Source organism: Nocardia sp. NPDC050710, from assembly GCF_040654375.1.
GTDB lineage: Bacteria > Actinomycetota > Actinomycetes > Mycobacteriales > Mycobacteriaceae > Nocardia.
The window spans coordinates 116901-133465 of the sequence record NZ_JBFAHV010000013.1 but is presented as its reverse complement, the minus strand read 5'-3'; the positions used below and the strand labels follow the sequence as shown (position 1 = coordinate 133465).

Below are 16565 nucleotides of genomic sequence, written 5' to 3'. Positions count from 1 at the left end.
AGCATGGCCGTGGACACCGCCTGTTCGTCCTCGCTGACCGCGCTGCACCTGGCCTGCCAGAGTCTGCGGACCGGGGAGTGCCGGTTGGCCGTGGTCGGCGGGGTGAACCTGTCGCTGCACCCGTACAAATTCGTGGCGTTGAGCCAGGGGCAGTTCGCCTCGACCGACGGGCGCTGCCGTTCCTTCGGGGCGGGGGGCGACGGGTATGTGGCCGGTGAGGGTGTCGGCGCGCTCGTGCTGCGGCCGCTGGCCGATGCCGAGGCCGACGGCGACACCATCCACGCGGTCATCAAGGGTAGTGCGGTGAACCACGGCGGCCGGGTGAACGGCTTCACCGTGCCCAATCCGACGGTGCAGGCGGCGGTGATCCGTTCGGCGCTGCGCACCGGCGGCGTCGATCCGGAGACCGTGTCCTACATCGAGGCACACGGCACCGGGACCGCACTCGGCGATCCCATCGAAATTGCTGGCCTGACAAAGGTATTCGGTGGTACGGGACGGGTCGAGCTGCCGATCGGCTCGGTGAAGTCCAACGTCGGGCATCTGGAAGCCGCGGCAGGCGTGGCGGCACTGACCAAGGTGCTGCTGCAACTGCGCCACGAGACGATCGTGCCCTCACTGCACGCGACGCCACCCAACCCGAACATCGACTTCGCGCGTACTCCGTTCCGTATTCCCGAGCGACCGCTGCCGTGGCCGTCGGGCGGCCCCGGGCAGCCGCGACGTGCGACGATCAGCTCATTCGGCGCGGGCGGTTCCAATGCGAACGTCGTGCTCGAGGAGTACGTGGATCAGCGGCCCGTCACCCGGTGGCATGGCGATCAGGTGGTGCCCGTCTCGGCACGGGATGCCGAGCGCCTCGCCGAATACGTGGCCGCACTGGATCGTTTCCTGTCCACGAACGAGCCGAACCTGGCCGATCTGGCGTACACGATGCAGGTCGGCAGGCTGGCGAGCAGCGTACGGACCGCGTTCGAAGCCCGCGACCTGGCCGAGCTCCGCGTGGCGGTACGCGCCTGGATCGACGATGCCCCCGGCGCACGCGGTGCCGCACGCGCGGCCGCGGATCACCGCGTCGCGGGCTGGCTCAACGGCGGTGAGATCGATTGGGAGACGGTGCGGGAGAACGGTCCCCACCGCCGCATCCCGTTGCCGACCTACCCGTTCGCTCGCGAACGGTACTGGATCCCCGACGTAGCGGATGGACACGAGAGTTCGACGGCGATCGACGCACCCGTCCCCGGAGCGAGTGCCACCGGTCGCGAAGTCGGTGCCACCGATCTCAGGGCGCATGCCGGATATCGGGACGCTGCCAATGTCGCTCTCGAAACCATTGATACCGAGACCGATACGGTTTCCCGGCGCGATCAACGGCGTGCGCTGATTCCCGTTTGGCGGCCCGCGACGCCCGGCCGCGGTGATGTACGCGACCACCGGCCGGTGGTCCTGTACGACGCCGCGACACCGGCATCCCTGGTCGAGGCGCTCATGGCGGCGCTCGGTGATCCGAAGCGCCTCATCCGGGTCGCCGATGCCGCACGCGGCGGTGACCTCGACCGTGCCGATTTCGCCGCGGGCGCTGAGCTCGGCCGTGCGCTGCTGGCTCGATACCCGGATACCGGCAGCGTGATCGATCTCTGCGACCTCGCCCCGCTGTCTCCGGGCCACCGACCGACGACGGATTTCGGCCGAATGGGCTTGTACCAGGGAGTGATCGACGCCCGGGCAGGCGCCCTGATCCTGCTGCACGTGGCAGCGGGCAATCCGGGCGTCGACGGTTCGGAGTGCACACCGCTCGCCGGGCTGGTCGCGGCGCTCGCCGACGAGATCGGTGACGTGCACACCCGAACCGTGCATCTGGTCGACCACCGCGCCACCGTCTGTGCGGATCCGCACTCGCTGATCGAGATCCTCGGTGCGGAGTGCGCGTCCGTCGGTGACGATGCCGCTCCGCGGGTGCGGTACCGGGCCGGGCAGCGCGAAACTGTCGGTTTCGAATCGGTGACGCCACGCACCGGACTCGTCGTCGATCCCGCACGCACCTACGTTGTCACCGGCGGAACCCGCGGCCTCGGTGCGGAGTTCGCGGCCATGCTGGTGGAGCGCGGCGCACGGCGGCTGGTGGTTCTCGGACGGGAGCCGCTGCCACCCGAATCCGAATGGTCTCGGCTGGCCGACGCCGACGGGCCGGAGGCGGCCAAGGTGCGGCGACTGGCCGCGCTGCGCGACCGAGGCGTCGCGATCCGCACCTACTTCGGCAGCCTCACCGACGCGGCGGCGCTGACCCGTTTCTTCGCGGAAGTGCGGCGCGAGCTCGGCCCGATAGGCGGGGTATTGCACTGCGCGGGAAGTGTTTCCGCGGAGAGCCCCGCATTCGTCCGCAAGACCGCGCCCGCGGTGGCGGACCTGCTGGCGCCGAAGATCGCCGGAACGGAGGTGCTCGCGGAGGTGCTCGCGGCGGATCGGCCGGACTTCTTCGTGTTGTTCTCCTCCGTCTCGGCCGTCCTGCCAGGTCTCGCGGTTGGGTTGTCCGACTACGCGATGGCCAATGCACACCTGGACCGGTTCGCCGAGGCCCAGCACGCCACCGGCAGGACCTGGTTCCGTTCGATCGAGTGGCCGTCTTTCCGTGGCACCGGGTTCGGTGAGGTGACGACGTCGGCGTATCGGTCGACCGGACTGCCGACGATGACGGCCGCGGAGGGGTTCGATCTGCTCGATGGCATGCTCGGGTTGGCCGACACGCCGGTCGTATTGCCCTATCACGGTGCACCATTGCAACTCTCGCTCCGCCCGTCGAAGCCCGCGGCGGCATCGACATCGGCCGCGGCTCCGCCCTCCGTCCCGCCCGCCGTCGACGCCGCTGCACGCGGCGGGCCGAGCCGGGCATATCAAGAGCTACTGGGGATCTTCTCCGACGAGCTGAAGCTCGCTCCCGCCCGTTTCGAGGGACACAAGCGCTTCGAGGAGTACGGCGCCGACTCCGTGCTCATCGCTTCCGCGGTGCGCCGCATCGAAAAGGTGACCGGACAGCCCTTCGACCCCGCGCTGGTGCTGGAGTACCCCACCTTGGAGGCACTGGCCGACCTGCTGACCGAACAGCATCCGGAATTGTTCGCCGCGGCGTCGCAGCCGAATCCGACTCCACCCCCGGTTGATCCAGGTCCGGCGCGCACAGTCGACCACGCCGCGACGAATGGCGCGCACCGCACCGGCGCACTCCCGGTATCGGGCGAGCGGCGCGGTGGGTCGGTGGCACCGATCGCCGTAGTCGGCATCGGCTGCCGCCTGCCGGGCGGGGACGACCCGAACGCGTTCTGGCGCATGCTCGCCGCTGGCGAATCCGGTATCCGCGAGGTCGACCCGGCGCGCTGGGATCCCGCGAGGTACTACCACCCGACCGGCGGTCAAGGACTGACCAACAGCAAATGGGGCGGTTTCGTCGACGGCGTCGACCTGTTCGACCCCGAGTTCTTCGGGATCGGTGACGCGCTCGCCTGGCAAATGGATCCCCTCCAGCGATTGCTGCTGGAAGCCTCCGTGCTGGCGACCGCGGATGCCGGATATTCCCGCGATGAGCTCTCGGGCCGCCGGATCGGGGTGTACGCGGGCAGCCGCACGGCCAACTACTTCAACCGCATCCCGGTCGCCGACCGGCACACCATTGTCGGTATCGGGCAGAACTTCATCGCCGCTCGCATCTCCGACTACTTCGATTGGCACGCGGGCAATCTCATACTGGACAGCGCCTGCTCGTCGTCGCTGGTATCGGTGCACCTGGCCTGCCAGGCGTTGCGCGCGGGCGAACTCGACGCGGCACTGGCCGGTGGCGTCGAGGTGCTGTTGGACGAGACACCGTTCCTGACGCTGGCGGCGGCCGGTGTGCTGTCCCCGAACGGTCGTTGCGCCACCTTCTCCGAGCATGCCGACGGTTTCGTGCCAGGGGAGGGCGCGGCACTGCTGATGCTCAAGCGACTCGACGACGCGGTCCGCGATGGGGACCGGGTCTACGCGGTGCTGCGCGGCTCGGCGATCGGCAATGACGGGCACACGATGGGCATCACCACCCCCAATATGCACGCACAGATCGAGGTCATCACCGCCGCCCTCGACGCGGCGGGCATGTCTCCCGACGCACTGTCCTACGTCGAGGCACATGGCACCGGCACCATGATCGGCGATCCGATCGAACTGAAAGCCTTGGCAACCGTGCTCGGCGACCGCTCGCGCGGTCCGGAGCCGTGTGCGGTCGGCAGCGTGAAAACCAATATCGGCCACCTGCTTTCGGCGGCGGGAATCGCCGGTGCGTTGAAAACGATTCTCGCGGTGCACCATGCCGCGCTGCCGCCTTCGCTGCATTGCGAGAACCTCAACCCGCGTTTCGCGTTCGCGGGGTCACCGCTGTACATCAACCGCGAGTTGCGCCCGTGGCGCACCGCCGACGGCAGGCCGCGTGCCGCGGGCGTCAGCTCGTTCGGGTTCGGCGGCACCAACGCGCACCTGATCGTCGAAGAGGCACCGGCGGGGCACCGCCCGGTGCGTAACCCGCTGTCGCCACCAGTCTTCCGCAAGAGGAGCTTCATGCTGCCGAAAACGGTTCCGAGCACATCGGCCGATCCCGGGCCCCGGTTCGTACTTCCCCCGGTGCCCACCGGTCCCGCACCGAAAGTGCCCGCCGCGTCGTTCCTGCGTGTGGAGCCGTTGGCATGATCGAACTGGAGAGCTTTGCCACCACTGTCCATGCGGACGATCCGGTGGTGCGGGACCACCGGGTGCACGGCGTGCGGATTCTGCCCGGTGTGGTGTACCTGGACATGATCCTGCGTGCCGCGATGGCGGCCGGTTATACACCGGCGGACCTGGTCATCCGGGAGGCATTCTTCCATCGGCCGGTCGCGTTGGACTCCGGCGGCGCGGTCCGCATCGCGTTCCGAGTGGAGGCGAGTAGCGGCAGCGTCCGGATCGATGTACAGCGCCTCGATGCGGGCGTACCGACCGGCCCGATCGAGTTGGTCGCCGAATGCGTTGTCGCACGCGCTGATTCGCGTGTCGATCCGGTACCCGTGGCGCCTGGTGCGGTCCGGGCGGCGCTGGTCGCGGCCCGAGGTCTGGACGAGATGTATCGGCAGAGCGGCAGCCGCGGTATCGAGCATCGCGATTTCATGCGTGCCGCGGGTGTTTTCGGTCGCCATGAGGATGTGGTGACCGCGGAGCTGACGCTCGGCGCCGAAGGTGCGGCGTATCTGCCCGGGTTCCTGCTGCATCCGACGTTCTTGGACGCGTCGACAATCGTGCCGTTCGTCGACCCGCATCGACTGGGCATCGATGACGACAGCGCGTTCATTCCGATCCACTTCAGCGAGGTCAGGGCGTGGCGCCCGACGCCGGAGCGGGTGTTCGTGCGTGCCGCGGTCGGCGGCCACGGCCAGGATCTGTTGCGGGCGCAGGTGCAGCTCTACGACGAGGCCGGCCGTCCGGTCGCCGAATACCGGCTGACCTCCAAACGCGTTCGAGGCAGCGCGGATATCCATCGGTTGTTGACCGCGTCCGACGGAGCGCAGCCGATGTCACCGGTCGTGGCTTCGACCGGTCCGATCGAATCGGCACCGGCGGAGGCCGGGTACGCGCCGAGCCACCGAGCGGATACCCGGGATCCGCTCGCGGTGATCACCGGAGACTTGGCGGCGCTGGTCGCCGCCGAGCTGGCAGTCGACTCCACCGGCATCGCGACCGACGTGGGCTTCTATGAACTCGGCCTCGATTCGAGCCGACTATTGCGGTTGACCGCGGAGTTGGAGGCACGGGTCGGTGACCCGCTCTATCCGACCCTGCTGTTCGAGTACCAGACCATCGATGCGCTGGCCGGGCATCTGGCCGACACCGTCGGCTCGCGGTACCGTGCGGCCGCCACGGAACCGGTGGCGGCGGGGCAGGTCGAACCGCGCCGGGACAGCCTGGTCACCTTCGGATTCGATTGGCAGCCCGCGGATTCACCACATCGTCGGGAGCCCGGCAGCCTGCTCGTCTTCGACACCGCGGATCAGCCGTATCTGCACGAGGGACAGGCAACGGTCGTCCGGGTACGTCCCGGTGCCGAATTCGTTTCCGGTACTTCAGAATTCGTCGTCGATCCAGCCGACCCGCACCAGCTGCGGTTACTGCTCACCGAGCTGTCCACCCGAGGCCGAACCTTCGACGCGGCAGTGTACCTGTGGAGCGAGCGCCTCGCCGGAGCCGAGATCGACCCGCACCGCATCGCGGAACAGGTGTACCTCCCGCTGCGCGAGTTGGTGCGAGCCATGGCGGATGCTTCGGACGCACCCGCGCACCGGATACTGGCCCTTTCGACAACGTCGACCCCGGGAACGCTCAGCAACGCACTGATCGGTGGCTTCGGGCGCACCGTCCGGCTCGAGCTGCCACGACCGATCGTCCGGGCCGTGTTGTGTGATACGGCAGCCGATTTCGATACCGTGATCGCCGCCGAACTCGCCATCGACGACCACGACCCGGCGGCCGAGATCCGCTATCGCGCGGGTCGGCGCGAGATCCGGACGCCACGGGAAATCTCCATTGCCGCAACGGAAGCGACCGCCTCGCCGCTCGAACAGCACGTGGTGGCGATGGTGACCGGCGGCTTCGGCGGCATCGGCAAGCAACTCGCCCGCAGGCTCGCCCGTGATTATCGGGCTCGGCTGATACTGGTGTCGCGCAGTCCACTCGACGAGTCGGGGGCGAGGCTGCTGGCCGAAATCACCGGCCTCGGCGGCGAGGCCGTGCATGTGCGGGCGGACGTCTCGGTTGCCGCCGATGTCGAACGAGCGGCGGCTATCGCACGCGCCACCTTCGGACGTATCGACGCGGTGTACCACGGCGCGGGAGAGTTGCGCGACGGACTGCTCGCCAGCACGGCCGGCGACGCGGCGAGGTCGGTTCTCGCGCCGAAACTCTGCGGCGCGGAGTGGCTGATCAGGGCCGTCCCGGAGGCGCGCCTGATGGTGCTGTTCTCGTCGGTCTCCGCGGTCTTGGGCAATCCGGGACAGGCGGATTACGCGGCGGCGAACCGGTATCTCGATGCCTTCGCCGAATTGCACACCCATGCCGCGGGATCATCCCGGGTGATCAGCATCAACTGGCCGCTGTGGGCCGAGGGAGGGATGCGTCCGCCCACCGAGCAGATCGAGGCATTGCGGCGGGCGGGAATCGGCTTGCTGCCCACCGATATCGGGCTGGATCTGCTGATGTCGTCCGCATCGGCCGATCGCGCCCAAGTAGCCTGTGTCTGGGGAGACGCGGAGACTGTGCGTGCACGACTGAGCCCAGGTCCGACCTCGCCCGCGACGACACCAACCGAGATCCCCGCGGGGCCCGGCGCACCCGCCGAGACCGAGCCCGTTTCCGTATCTGTACCGCGGAGTCGCCGCGCCGAGGACGAAACCCCCCTCGCCATTGTCGGTTTCAGCGGCCGGTATCCGGATGCGGACACCCTCGACGAGTTCTGGCGTAACCTGCGCGACGGACATGACGCGGTCGGACCCGTCCCGGCGCAGCGGTGGTGGCTCACCGCCGCCCAACGTTCGGCCGACGCCCCGCCGATGACCGGTGGCTTCCTGCGGGACGTGGCCGGTTTCGATCCGCAGTTCTTTCGTATCCCGCCCGCGCATGCCCCGCTCCTGGATCCGCAGGAGCGCTTGTTCCTCCAGCAGGCGTACGCGGCGCTCGAACACGCCGGCTACCACCACGAGGATTTGGCCGTCCGGGATCGGCGGGTCGGCGTATTCGTCGGCGCGACCTGGAGCGACTACCGGCTGCTCGGCGCGGAGGCCACCCGGAACGGCGATCCCGTCGCGGTGGCGTCGATTCCGTCGTCCATTGCCAACCGGACGTCATACTCCCTCGGCCTGCGCGGGCCGAGTCTCACCGTGGACACGGCGTGTTCGGCGTCGCTCACCGCGTTGCATCTGGCCCGGCGCAGTCTGCTGGACGGCGAATGTGACGCGGCGATCGTCGGCGGCGTGAATCTGCTGCTGCACCAAGACAAGTTTCTGTTGCTGAGCAGCTTGGGCATGATGTCGGACACCGGCAGGTGCCGGCCGTTCGGTGCCGGGGCCGACGGGTATGTGCCCGGCGAAGGGGTCGGCGCGGTCTATCTGAAACCGTTGCGCACCGCCCTCGCCGACGGCGACACCATCCACGGCCTGGTGCTGGGCAGCGCGGTGAATCACGGAGGGCAGACCGCCGGGTACAGCGTGCCGCACCCCGGGGCGCAGGCCGAGGTGATCACCGAGGCGCTGCGCGCGGCCGGGGTCGAACCCGGGACGATCGACTACCTCGAGGCGCACGGCACCGGCACCGCACTTGGTGATCCGATCGAAATCGCTGGCCTAGCAGTGGCATTCGGCCATCCTGTCGGCGAGGGGCGACAGCGTGCGCTCGGCTCCACCAAATCGAGTATCGGACATCTGGAGGCGGCCGCGGGCATCGCGGGCCTCACGAGGGTGCTGCTGCAATTCCGGCACGGTCGCATCGCGCCGACCCTGCATGCGGCGGAGCTGAATCCGGCGATCGCGTTCGATACGGTGCCGTTCCATCTGCCGCGACAGCTCGAAGACTGGCCGCGCGCGACCGTCGACGGCGTTGCGGTGCCGCGTCGCGCGGGTATCAGCGCATTCGGCGCGGGCGGTGCGAATGCCCACGTGGTGCTCGCGGAGTTCATCGACCAGCGGGCGCGGCCCGCGGCGACGGGCGAACCAGAGGTCTTCGTCCTTTCGGCGCGGTCCGCCGACCGGCTCCGGTACTACGCCGAGACGATGGCGCGCCATTTCCATGCGCTGGACCCCGCCGATTTCACCGATGCGGTGCGTACGCTGCAGGTCGGCAGGCCCGCATGGGGACATCGGCTCGCGGTTGTCGCGACCAGCCCCCATGCCGTGGCGATCGCGCTCGAGCAGTACCTCGGCGACCGGTCGAGCACCGTGCTGACCGGAACGTCGGACGCCGCTACGCGGCCGGCGGAACTCGGGCCTGCGACGTCCCCCGAACAGATGGCACGGCGGTGGGTCGCGGGAGGCGCTGTCGACTGGACCGAACCAACCCGGCGGATGCCGCTGCCGGGATACCCCTTCGATCAACAGGATTACTGGATCATCGCGCCACCGAACTCCGGATTCGACGCGGCCGTGGCACGATTCGAGTCCACTCCGCGCCAGCGCGGGATCGTTGAGCCCGGACAAACGGAGCTGGGGCGCTACGCGGCGATGCGACTATTCGGCGTGCTGACCGACCTCGGGCTCTCGGCAGGGGAGTGGTCGGTCGAATCGGTGCGCGGTCGAATCGGCGCGCTACCTCGCTTCCGACGACTGCTGGCCAGCTGCCTCGACATCCTGATCCGGCACGGAGTGGTGCGAGCCGAAGGCGACCGGATCGTGGTCACCGGGCCACCGCCGGGGACAACGTGGATGCGTGCGGACCTGCTCGCCCGATTCCCGGAGACCGAACCGTATGTGACGCTGCTCGATGCCTGCCTGGCCGCCTACCCGCAGGTGCTGCGCGGCGAGCGAGCGGCGACCGAGGTGCTGTTCCCGGGCGGCGAGCTCGATCTGGTCGGTGCGATCTACCGAGGCAACGCGGCCTATGACTTCGCCAACGGCCTGCTCGCCGATCTCGTGGCGGCGGTCGGGCAGGAGCGAGCAGATGACCGGGCGCGGACCGGCAATGCGGCGCCGCTGCGGGTGGTGGAAGTCGGCGCGGGCACCGGCGGCTCGACGCACGCGGTGGTAGCCGCGCTGGTCGCCTCCGGGCTGCCGTTCGAATACCACTACACCGACGTGTCGCAGAGCTTCGTCGCGCACGGCAAACGCACCTTCGCCGACCGGCCCGAGATGCGTTTCGGGGTGCTCGATATCGAGGCCGATCCGGCGACGCAAGGATTCCCCGTCGCGGACGCGGATCTCGTGGTGTGCGCCAACGTCTTACACGCGGTGCGTGCGATCGGACCCGCATTGCATCACGTCCGCCGTCTGCTCGCACCCGGGGGCGTGCTGGCGTTCACCGAGGCGACCACCGATCTCGAGGTGCTCGCATTGACCTTCGGACTGCTCGACGGCTGGCACGGATATCAGGATCCCGAACTGCGGATCGCGCACTCGCCCTTGCTTTCCGAGGATCAGTGGCGCGTCGCGCTGACGAATGCCGGCTGCACCGGCGTGCGGGCTTGGGGCCCCGGGCTCTCCGCCGACGCGGAGCCGAGCTTCCGCCTGCTGGCGGGGGTGAGTGACTCCGCGCCAGCGGTCTCGCAGCAGGACACAGTTGCCGTCGGGACCCCGCCCGCGTCACTGGATCATGGCAACTCGGTGGATATTTCGAGCCTCGAAGCCGAGGTCATCGGCATGGTCGCCGAGGGGATCGGGGTGTCGGACGCCGAGGTGCATCCGGAGCTGCCGCTGTCCGAGTACGGTGTCGACTCGATTCTCGCGGTCAAGATCATCGACCGGGTCAATGCCCGGTACGGGTTGTCGCTGCGGCCGACAGCGGTCTTCGATCACCCGTCGGTGCGGCAATTGAGCCGACGGATCGCCGACGACGGCGCGCTCGCCGCCGTGACACCCACTGCCGCGGCGCCCGCCGCCATCTCATCCGCGCCCACAACGCCCGCCGCGGCACCATCCGTTCGCCCCACGATCGCACCGTCTGCACCGTCGATCCCGTCAGGAAGGACCGTGCCGCAGTCGATGGATATTGCCGTCATCGGAATGTCGGGGCGGTTCCCCGGCGCCGCGAATCTCGAAGAATTCTGGCGAAACCTAGCCGAGGGACGGGATGTCGTGACCGAGGTCCCGCCGTCGCGCTGGCCGATCGCCGACCACTTCCGGCCGGGACCGGTCATACCCGGCAAGACCTACTCGAAATGGGGCGGATTCCTCGACGACATCGACCGCTTCGATCCGGCGTTCTTCGATATGGTGCCCACCGAGGCCGACTATATGGACCCGCAGCAGCGGTTGTTCCTCGAACACAGCTGGCTGGCACTGGAAGACGCGGCGATCGATCCGAAGTCATTGCGGCGTAGCCGATGTGGTGTTTTCGCCGGGTCGCCCGGATCCGACTACGCGACGTTGCTGCGCAACCGCGCCGGGTTCGGGTCGCACCATATGTTCACCGGTAACAGCCCGGCTATCCTGCCCGCCAGGGTGGCCTACCATCTCGATCTCACCGGACCGTGTCTCGGGCTGGATACCGCCTGCTCGTCGGCGTTGGTCGCGGTGCACCAGGCCTGCCGCAGCCTCGCGACCGGTGAATCCGATCTCGCACTGGCGGGTGGGGTGGCGGTCTTCGTGACGCCCGAGTACCACCTGCTGGCCTCGTCGATGGGGATGCTGTCGCCCCACGGCCGCTGCGCGAGCTTCGACGCGGCCGCCGACGGGTTCGTTATCGCCGAAGGCGTCGGCGTGGTGGTATTGAAGCCACTGGCCGCGGCCGAACGTGACGGTGACCCCATCCAGGGGGTGATCCGCGGGATCGGGGTGAACCACGACGGTCGTACCAATGGCATCACCGCGCCGAGCACACGCTCCCAGACCGAGCTGGAACTCGAGGTCTATCGGGTCAACGGCATCGACCCGTCGAGTATCGGCTATATCGAAACACACGGCACCGGAACGCGATTGGGCGATCCGATCGAGGTCGCGGCCCTCACCTCGGCATTCCGCCCCTACACCGACACGGTAGGCACCATCCCGATCGGCTCGGTGAAATCGAATATCGGGCACGCCTCGCACGCGGCCGGAATGGCCAGCCTGTTCAAGGTGCTGCTGGCCATGCGCGCCGGGCAGATTCCCCCGTCGTTGCACGTCGAGTCGGTGAACCCGCTACTGGATCTGACGAATTCGCCGTTTTTCGTCAATACCGACCTGCGTGCGTGGCCGGACGGGCCGCGCCGCGCCGCCGTCAGCTCCTTCGGTTTCAGCGGCACCAATGCCCATCTCGTCGTAGACGACTACCCGTCGGCTCGGGCACCCCACCGAAATGCCGGAAGCGATGGACGGCAAGTGGTGGTGCTCTCGGCTCGCACGGCGGGCAGCCTCACTCGCGCGGTGCGGGCGCTGCGCAGGTATCTGGCCGCGCACCCGGAGGTCACGCTCCCGGATATCGCGCGGACCTTCGCCCTCGGCCGGGCGGCCTTCGAGCACCGACTCGCGATCGTCGCGGATTCCGTCGACGGCCTCACCGCACGGCTGGCGGACTTCATCGAAGGCGACACTCCGGCAACCGTTTTCACCGGCCTGCTCTCCGACACCACGGTTGCGGAACATGCCGCGACGGTGCTCGCTGATCCGATCGAGACCGCGCGGCGATGGGTCGCGGGCGAGCGAGTCGAATTCACGGGCTGGTCGGCGGGATTCGCGCGGCGGGTCCACCTGCCGGGATACCAGTTCGAGCGAGAACGGTGCTGGGTGCCCGACGACACCGCATCCGAGATCGCGACGGCGGGGACAACAGTTGCCGAACCGGCATCGCGACCTACGGCTGCGCCGCAGCCGGCGCTCGTCGCCGATCAGGGCAGGTCACCCTCGCGTGCCGCGATGGCGACATCCACCGCGGAACAGGCGATTCGATCCGTCCGGTCCACCGAGGACGCTTCCCTCCCGCGGATCGCGGAGGACTACCTGAAGGGTCTGCTCGCCGCGTATTGCCGACTTGATATCGACCGGATTCGAACACGTATTCCGTTGCAGGACTACGGAATCGATTCCGTGCTCATCAGCAGAATGAATGATCGGCTGGAGACCGACTTCGGCCCGCTACCGAGCACCTTGTTCTTCGAGTACCAAACCGTCCGGGATATCGCGGGCTACCTCGCCGAGGAGCACTCCGAACGGTTGGTGGCGCTGCGCACCGAAGCCACCCCGCCGTTCACGCCCGACGCCCCGGCCTCGACCCCTACGGCGGCCGGATCGGCGGACACCACCCCCACGGCCGCCGTCGACCCCACGGCCATGCGCCCCGTACGCGACGAGAACGACGACATCGCCGTTATCGGCATGGCGGGCCGGTTCCCGATGGCACAGGATATCGAAGAATTCTGGGCCAACCTGGTTGCCGGCCGCGACTGCATCATCGAGGTGCCGCCGGACCGCTGGGATCACCGCGCCTTCCACTCCGACGACCCCGACGAGCCCGGCACCACCTACGCGCGCTGGGGCGGTTTCATCGATGACGTCGACAAGTTCGACGCACGGTTCTTCGGTGTCACTCCCAAAGACGCCGAGGAGATGGACCCGCAGCAGCGGCTGTTCCTCGAAACATCCTGGGCTGCTTTGGAAGACGCCGGTTACACGCCGGACCGGGTGCGGGCGACCGCGGGGGCCCGCGGACTGGTCGACGCCGGTGTCTTCGCCGGTGTCGGGTACGCCGAGTACCAAGCCTTCGTCGGTGTGCCGATCTCCGGCTATTTCGCCATCCCCAACCGGGTTTCGTATCACCTCGGTTTCAGCGGTCCGAGCCTGGCGGTGGACACGGCGTGCTCGGCCTCGCTGAGCGCCCTGCATCTCGCGTGCGAGAGTCTGCGACGCGGTGAATCCGCCTATGCCCTCGCGGGCGGCGTCAATGTGTCGATTCATCCTGGGAAGTACCTGCTGCTCGGCTACGGACGATGGGCCTCCACGGATGGCCGCTGTCGCTCGTTCGGCGCCGGCGGTGACGGCTATGTGCCGGGCGAGGGCGTGGTCACCCTGGTGCTCAAGCCGCTCCGGCATGCGCGTGCCGATGGAGACCGGGTCTACGGCGTGATCCGGGGCAGCGCCGTCAATCACGGCGGTCGTACCAACGGGTTCACGGTGCCGAATCCCACGGCACAGGCCGATCTCATCGGCCGTGCGCTGACCACTGCCGGGGTGGATGCCCGCGACATCGGCTACGTCGAGGCACACGGCACCGGTACCGCGCTCGGCGATCCGATCGAGATCGCGGCGCTGACACGGGCCTACCGCCGGTCTACGACCGACCGGGGCTACTGCGGTATCGGCTCGGCGAAATCGAGTGTCGGGCACCTGGAGGCGGCCGCGGGTGTGGCGGGTGTGGTCAAGGCGCTGCTGCAACTGCGGCACGACACGATGGCGCCGAACCTGCACAGCGACCCGTCGAACCCGGCGATCGACTTCGCCGCGACCCCGTTCCGGATCATCGACACACCCACCGCATGGCCGCGGTCCGAGGATGGCACACCGCGAATCACCACTGTCAGCTCGTTCGGTGCGGGCGGATCCAATGCCCATGTGATTCTCACCGACGCCGACCAGCTCCCACCGTCCGAGGCGGATGACCAGCCGCGGCTCGTGGTGCTGTCGGCGCGCGACGCCGACCGCCTGACCGAGGGGGTCGGCCGGTTGGCTCGGCAGCTGCGCGAGAACCCGCTGCCGCTCGCGGATGTGGCCTGGACACTGGCCGTCGGCCGGGTGGCGTTCGAGCATCGGCTTGCCGTGGTGGCCACCTCCACCGCGGAACTGGTCGAACTGCTGGAGAGTGCGGTCGATCCGGCCGCGCAGGTGCCCGCGGCGGGGCTGCTGGTGTTCCGAGGCGTGGCCCGCACCCATCGCGACCTCGACGAGCTACCCGGTGAATCCGAGGCGGACCGCACCGAGCTGCGCGGCCTGCTGCGCTCCGGCAACCTGCCGCGAGCGGCCGAATTGTGGGCCGCGGGGTGGACGGTGGAGTGGGAACGGGTCTACGAGCGCCCCTTCGGCAGCATCGTCAGCCTGCCCTCCTACCCGTTCGCGCGACGCAGGCATTGGATCGTGCCCGAGGACTACCGCCGCCGCACCGCGCCCACCGGGATGTCGACACTCGTCGCGAAGACGGTTGTCGCGCAGCACCCGGAGCTGACCGGTGCCGGTCAGCACAACGGCCACCGGCCCAATGGTGCGGCCGCGCAGACTATCCCGGCGGGCGAGGTGAACGCCCATACCGGGGATGGCGACGGCGTGGTAGTGGCCGCTTCGCCGATCGTGGCCGAGCCGGAACCCGCGGTGCCCGGCGAATCCGACGACGAGTTGCGCGCACTGCTCCAGGAGCAGATCCGCGATATCTTCGCCGATCTCACCAAAACGGATCCGGCGGAGCTCGAGCTGGACGCGGAGTTCGTCGACTTCGGCTTCGACTCCGTGGCCACGGTGCGCATGCTCAACCGGCTCATGAAGCTGCACGAGGTCAAGATTCCGGCCGAATCGATCGAGCTGTACCCGACGATCAGCGCGCTCTCCGACTACCTCGTCGCCGAAGGGATCATCGCATCCTCGACCGCGCCGATCGGTGCTCCGCAGGGCACGGCCGACGCACGCTCGGTCGATGCGCAGGTCGAAATCCCCGTCGTCACCATGGACGCACCGATCGCGGTGGCATCGGTCTTCATCACCGGCGTTACCGGTGTGCTCGGCGGCAAGGTGCTGCACGATCTGCTGGCGCAGACCGACGTCCGGGTGACCTGCCTGGTACGCGGCACCTCGTTGGAGGCGGCCGAGAAACGGATCAAGCACTTCCTCTCCACCTACGACCCGGACGGCGCCCTCGACGACGCCTTTGCGGCAAGGGTGACGCCGGTGCTCGGTGACGTATCGAACGACCTGTTCGGCCTGGACGAGTCGACTTGGCGCAGCATCGCGCAAGAGGTCGACCTGACCATCCACGCCGCTGGCCGTACCACGCTCGTCACCTTCTACGACGCGCTCGCCCCGATCAATGTCGAAGGCACCAGGCGCGCCGTTGATTTCGCGCTCGAGTCGCGTGGCAAGTATCTCGTCTACGTCTCCAGCTTCAGCGTGCTGGGTGACCGGCTCAACTTCAACAACCCGCCGTTCACCGAGCGCGACCTCGAATTGGGCCAGGCCTACGACCATCTGCCATATCAGCAGACGAAATACGAGTCCGAGAAACTCATCAGGGCGGCGAGCGAGCGCGGTCTGCTGTGGGACATCGTGCGTCCGGGAAACATCATGGGCGACAGCGTCACCGGGCGGTATCCGTTCTCCGAGGTGAGTGTCAAGGGCGTCTACTACGACATCCTCAAGACGATGATCGAGAGCGGCGAGACGATGCTGACGCCGGTGTACTGGGACATCTCGCCGGTCGACTATGTCAGCGCGGCCATCGTGCACATCGGGTTGCGCAGACCGACCTATCGGGAGACCTATCACCTGACCAATCCAGACATCCGGCGCTACTACGACGTCGTGCGCTACGTCCAACAGGCCGGGTACGACGTCGATCTCGTGCCGCTCGAGGAATTCCATCGCCGGGTCACCGAACGGGAGATCTATCGCCGCGGCACCGACGAGGTCTACGACAGCCAGACCCTGGAGATGTTCAAGTACGGCATCGAGCTCTTCGGCTTCATCCACTACGAGGAGAGCTCCTACGCCGATTGCGCGTACACCCGGCGGGTGCTCGGCGCGGCGGGCATCGAATGTCCGTCCACCGAACAACTGGTTCAGGTCTATTTGGCCCACTGCGCGGAGGTCGGCTATATCCCGGCGTCGAAGGCGGCCGAATCGACCGTCGAGGCGGCGCGATGA

The 16565-nt window shown here is 68.3% G+C and carries 2 protein-coding genes (1 of these 2 only partly in view); both read left to right on the top strand.

Features of this window, described 5'->3' with window-relative positions:
• A protein-coding gene (locus AB0H61_RS22330) for an SDR family NAD(P)-dependent oxidoreductase (protein ID WP_357307467.1) crosses the window boundary here: on the top strand, positions 1 to 4710 show its 3' end. 17064 nt of this gene lie to the left of the window's left edge; 4710 of the gene's 21774 nt are visible here — the last part of the coding sequence; its start codon lies off the left edge, out of view; the stop codon is at positions 4708 to 4710.
• On the top strand, positions 4707 to 16565 hold the full coding sequence (locus AB0H61_RS22325) for an SDR family NAD(P)-dependent oxidoreductase (protein ID WP_357307465.1): 11859 nt from the start codon (positions 4707 to 4709) through the stop codon (positions 16563 to 16565). Before AB0H61_RS22330 ends, AB0H61_RS22325 begins: the two co-directional genes overlap by 4 nt.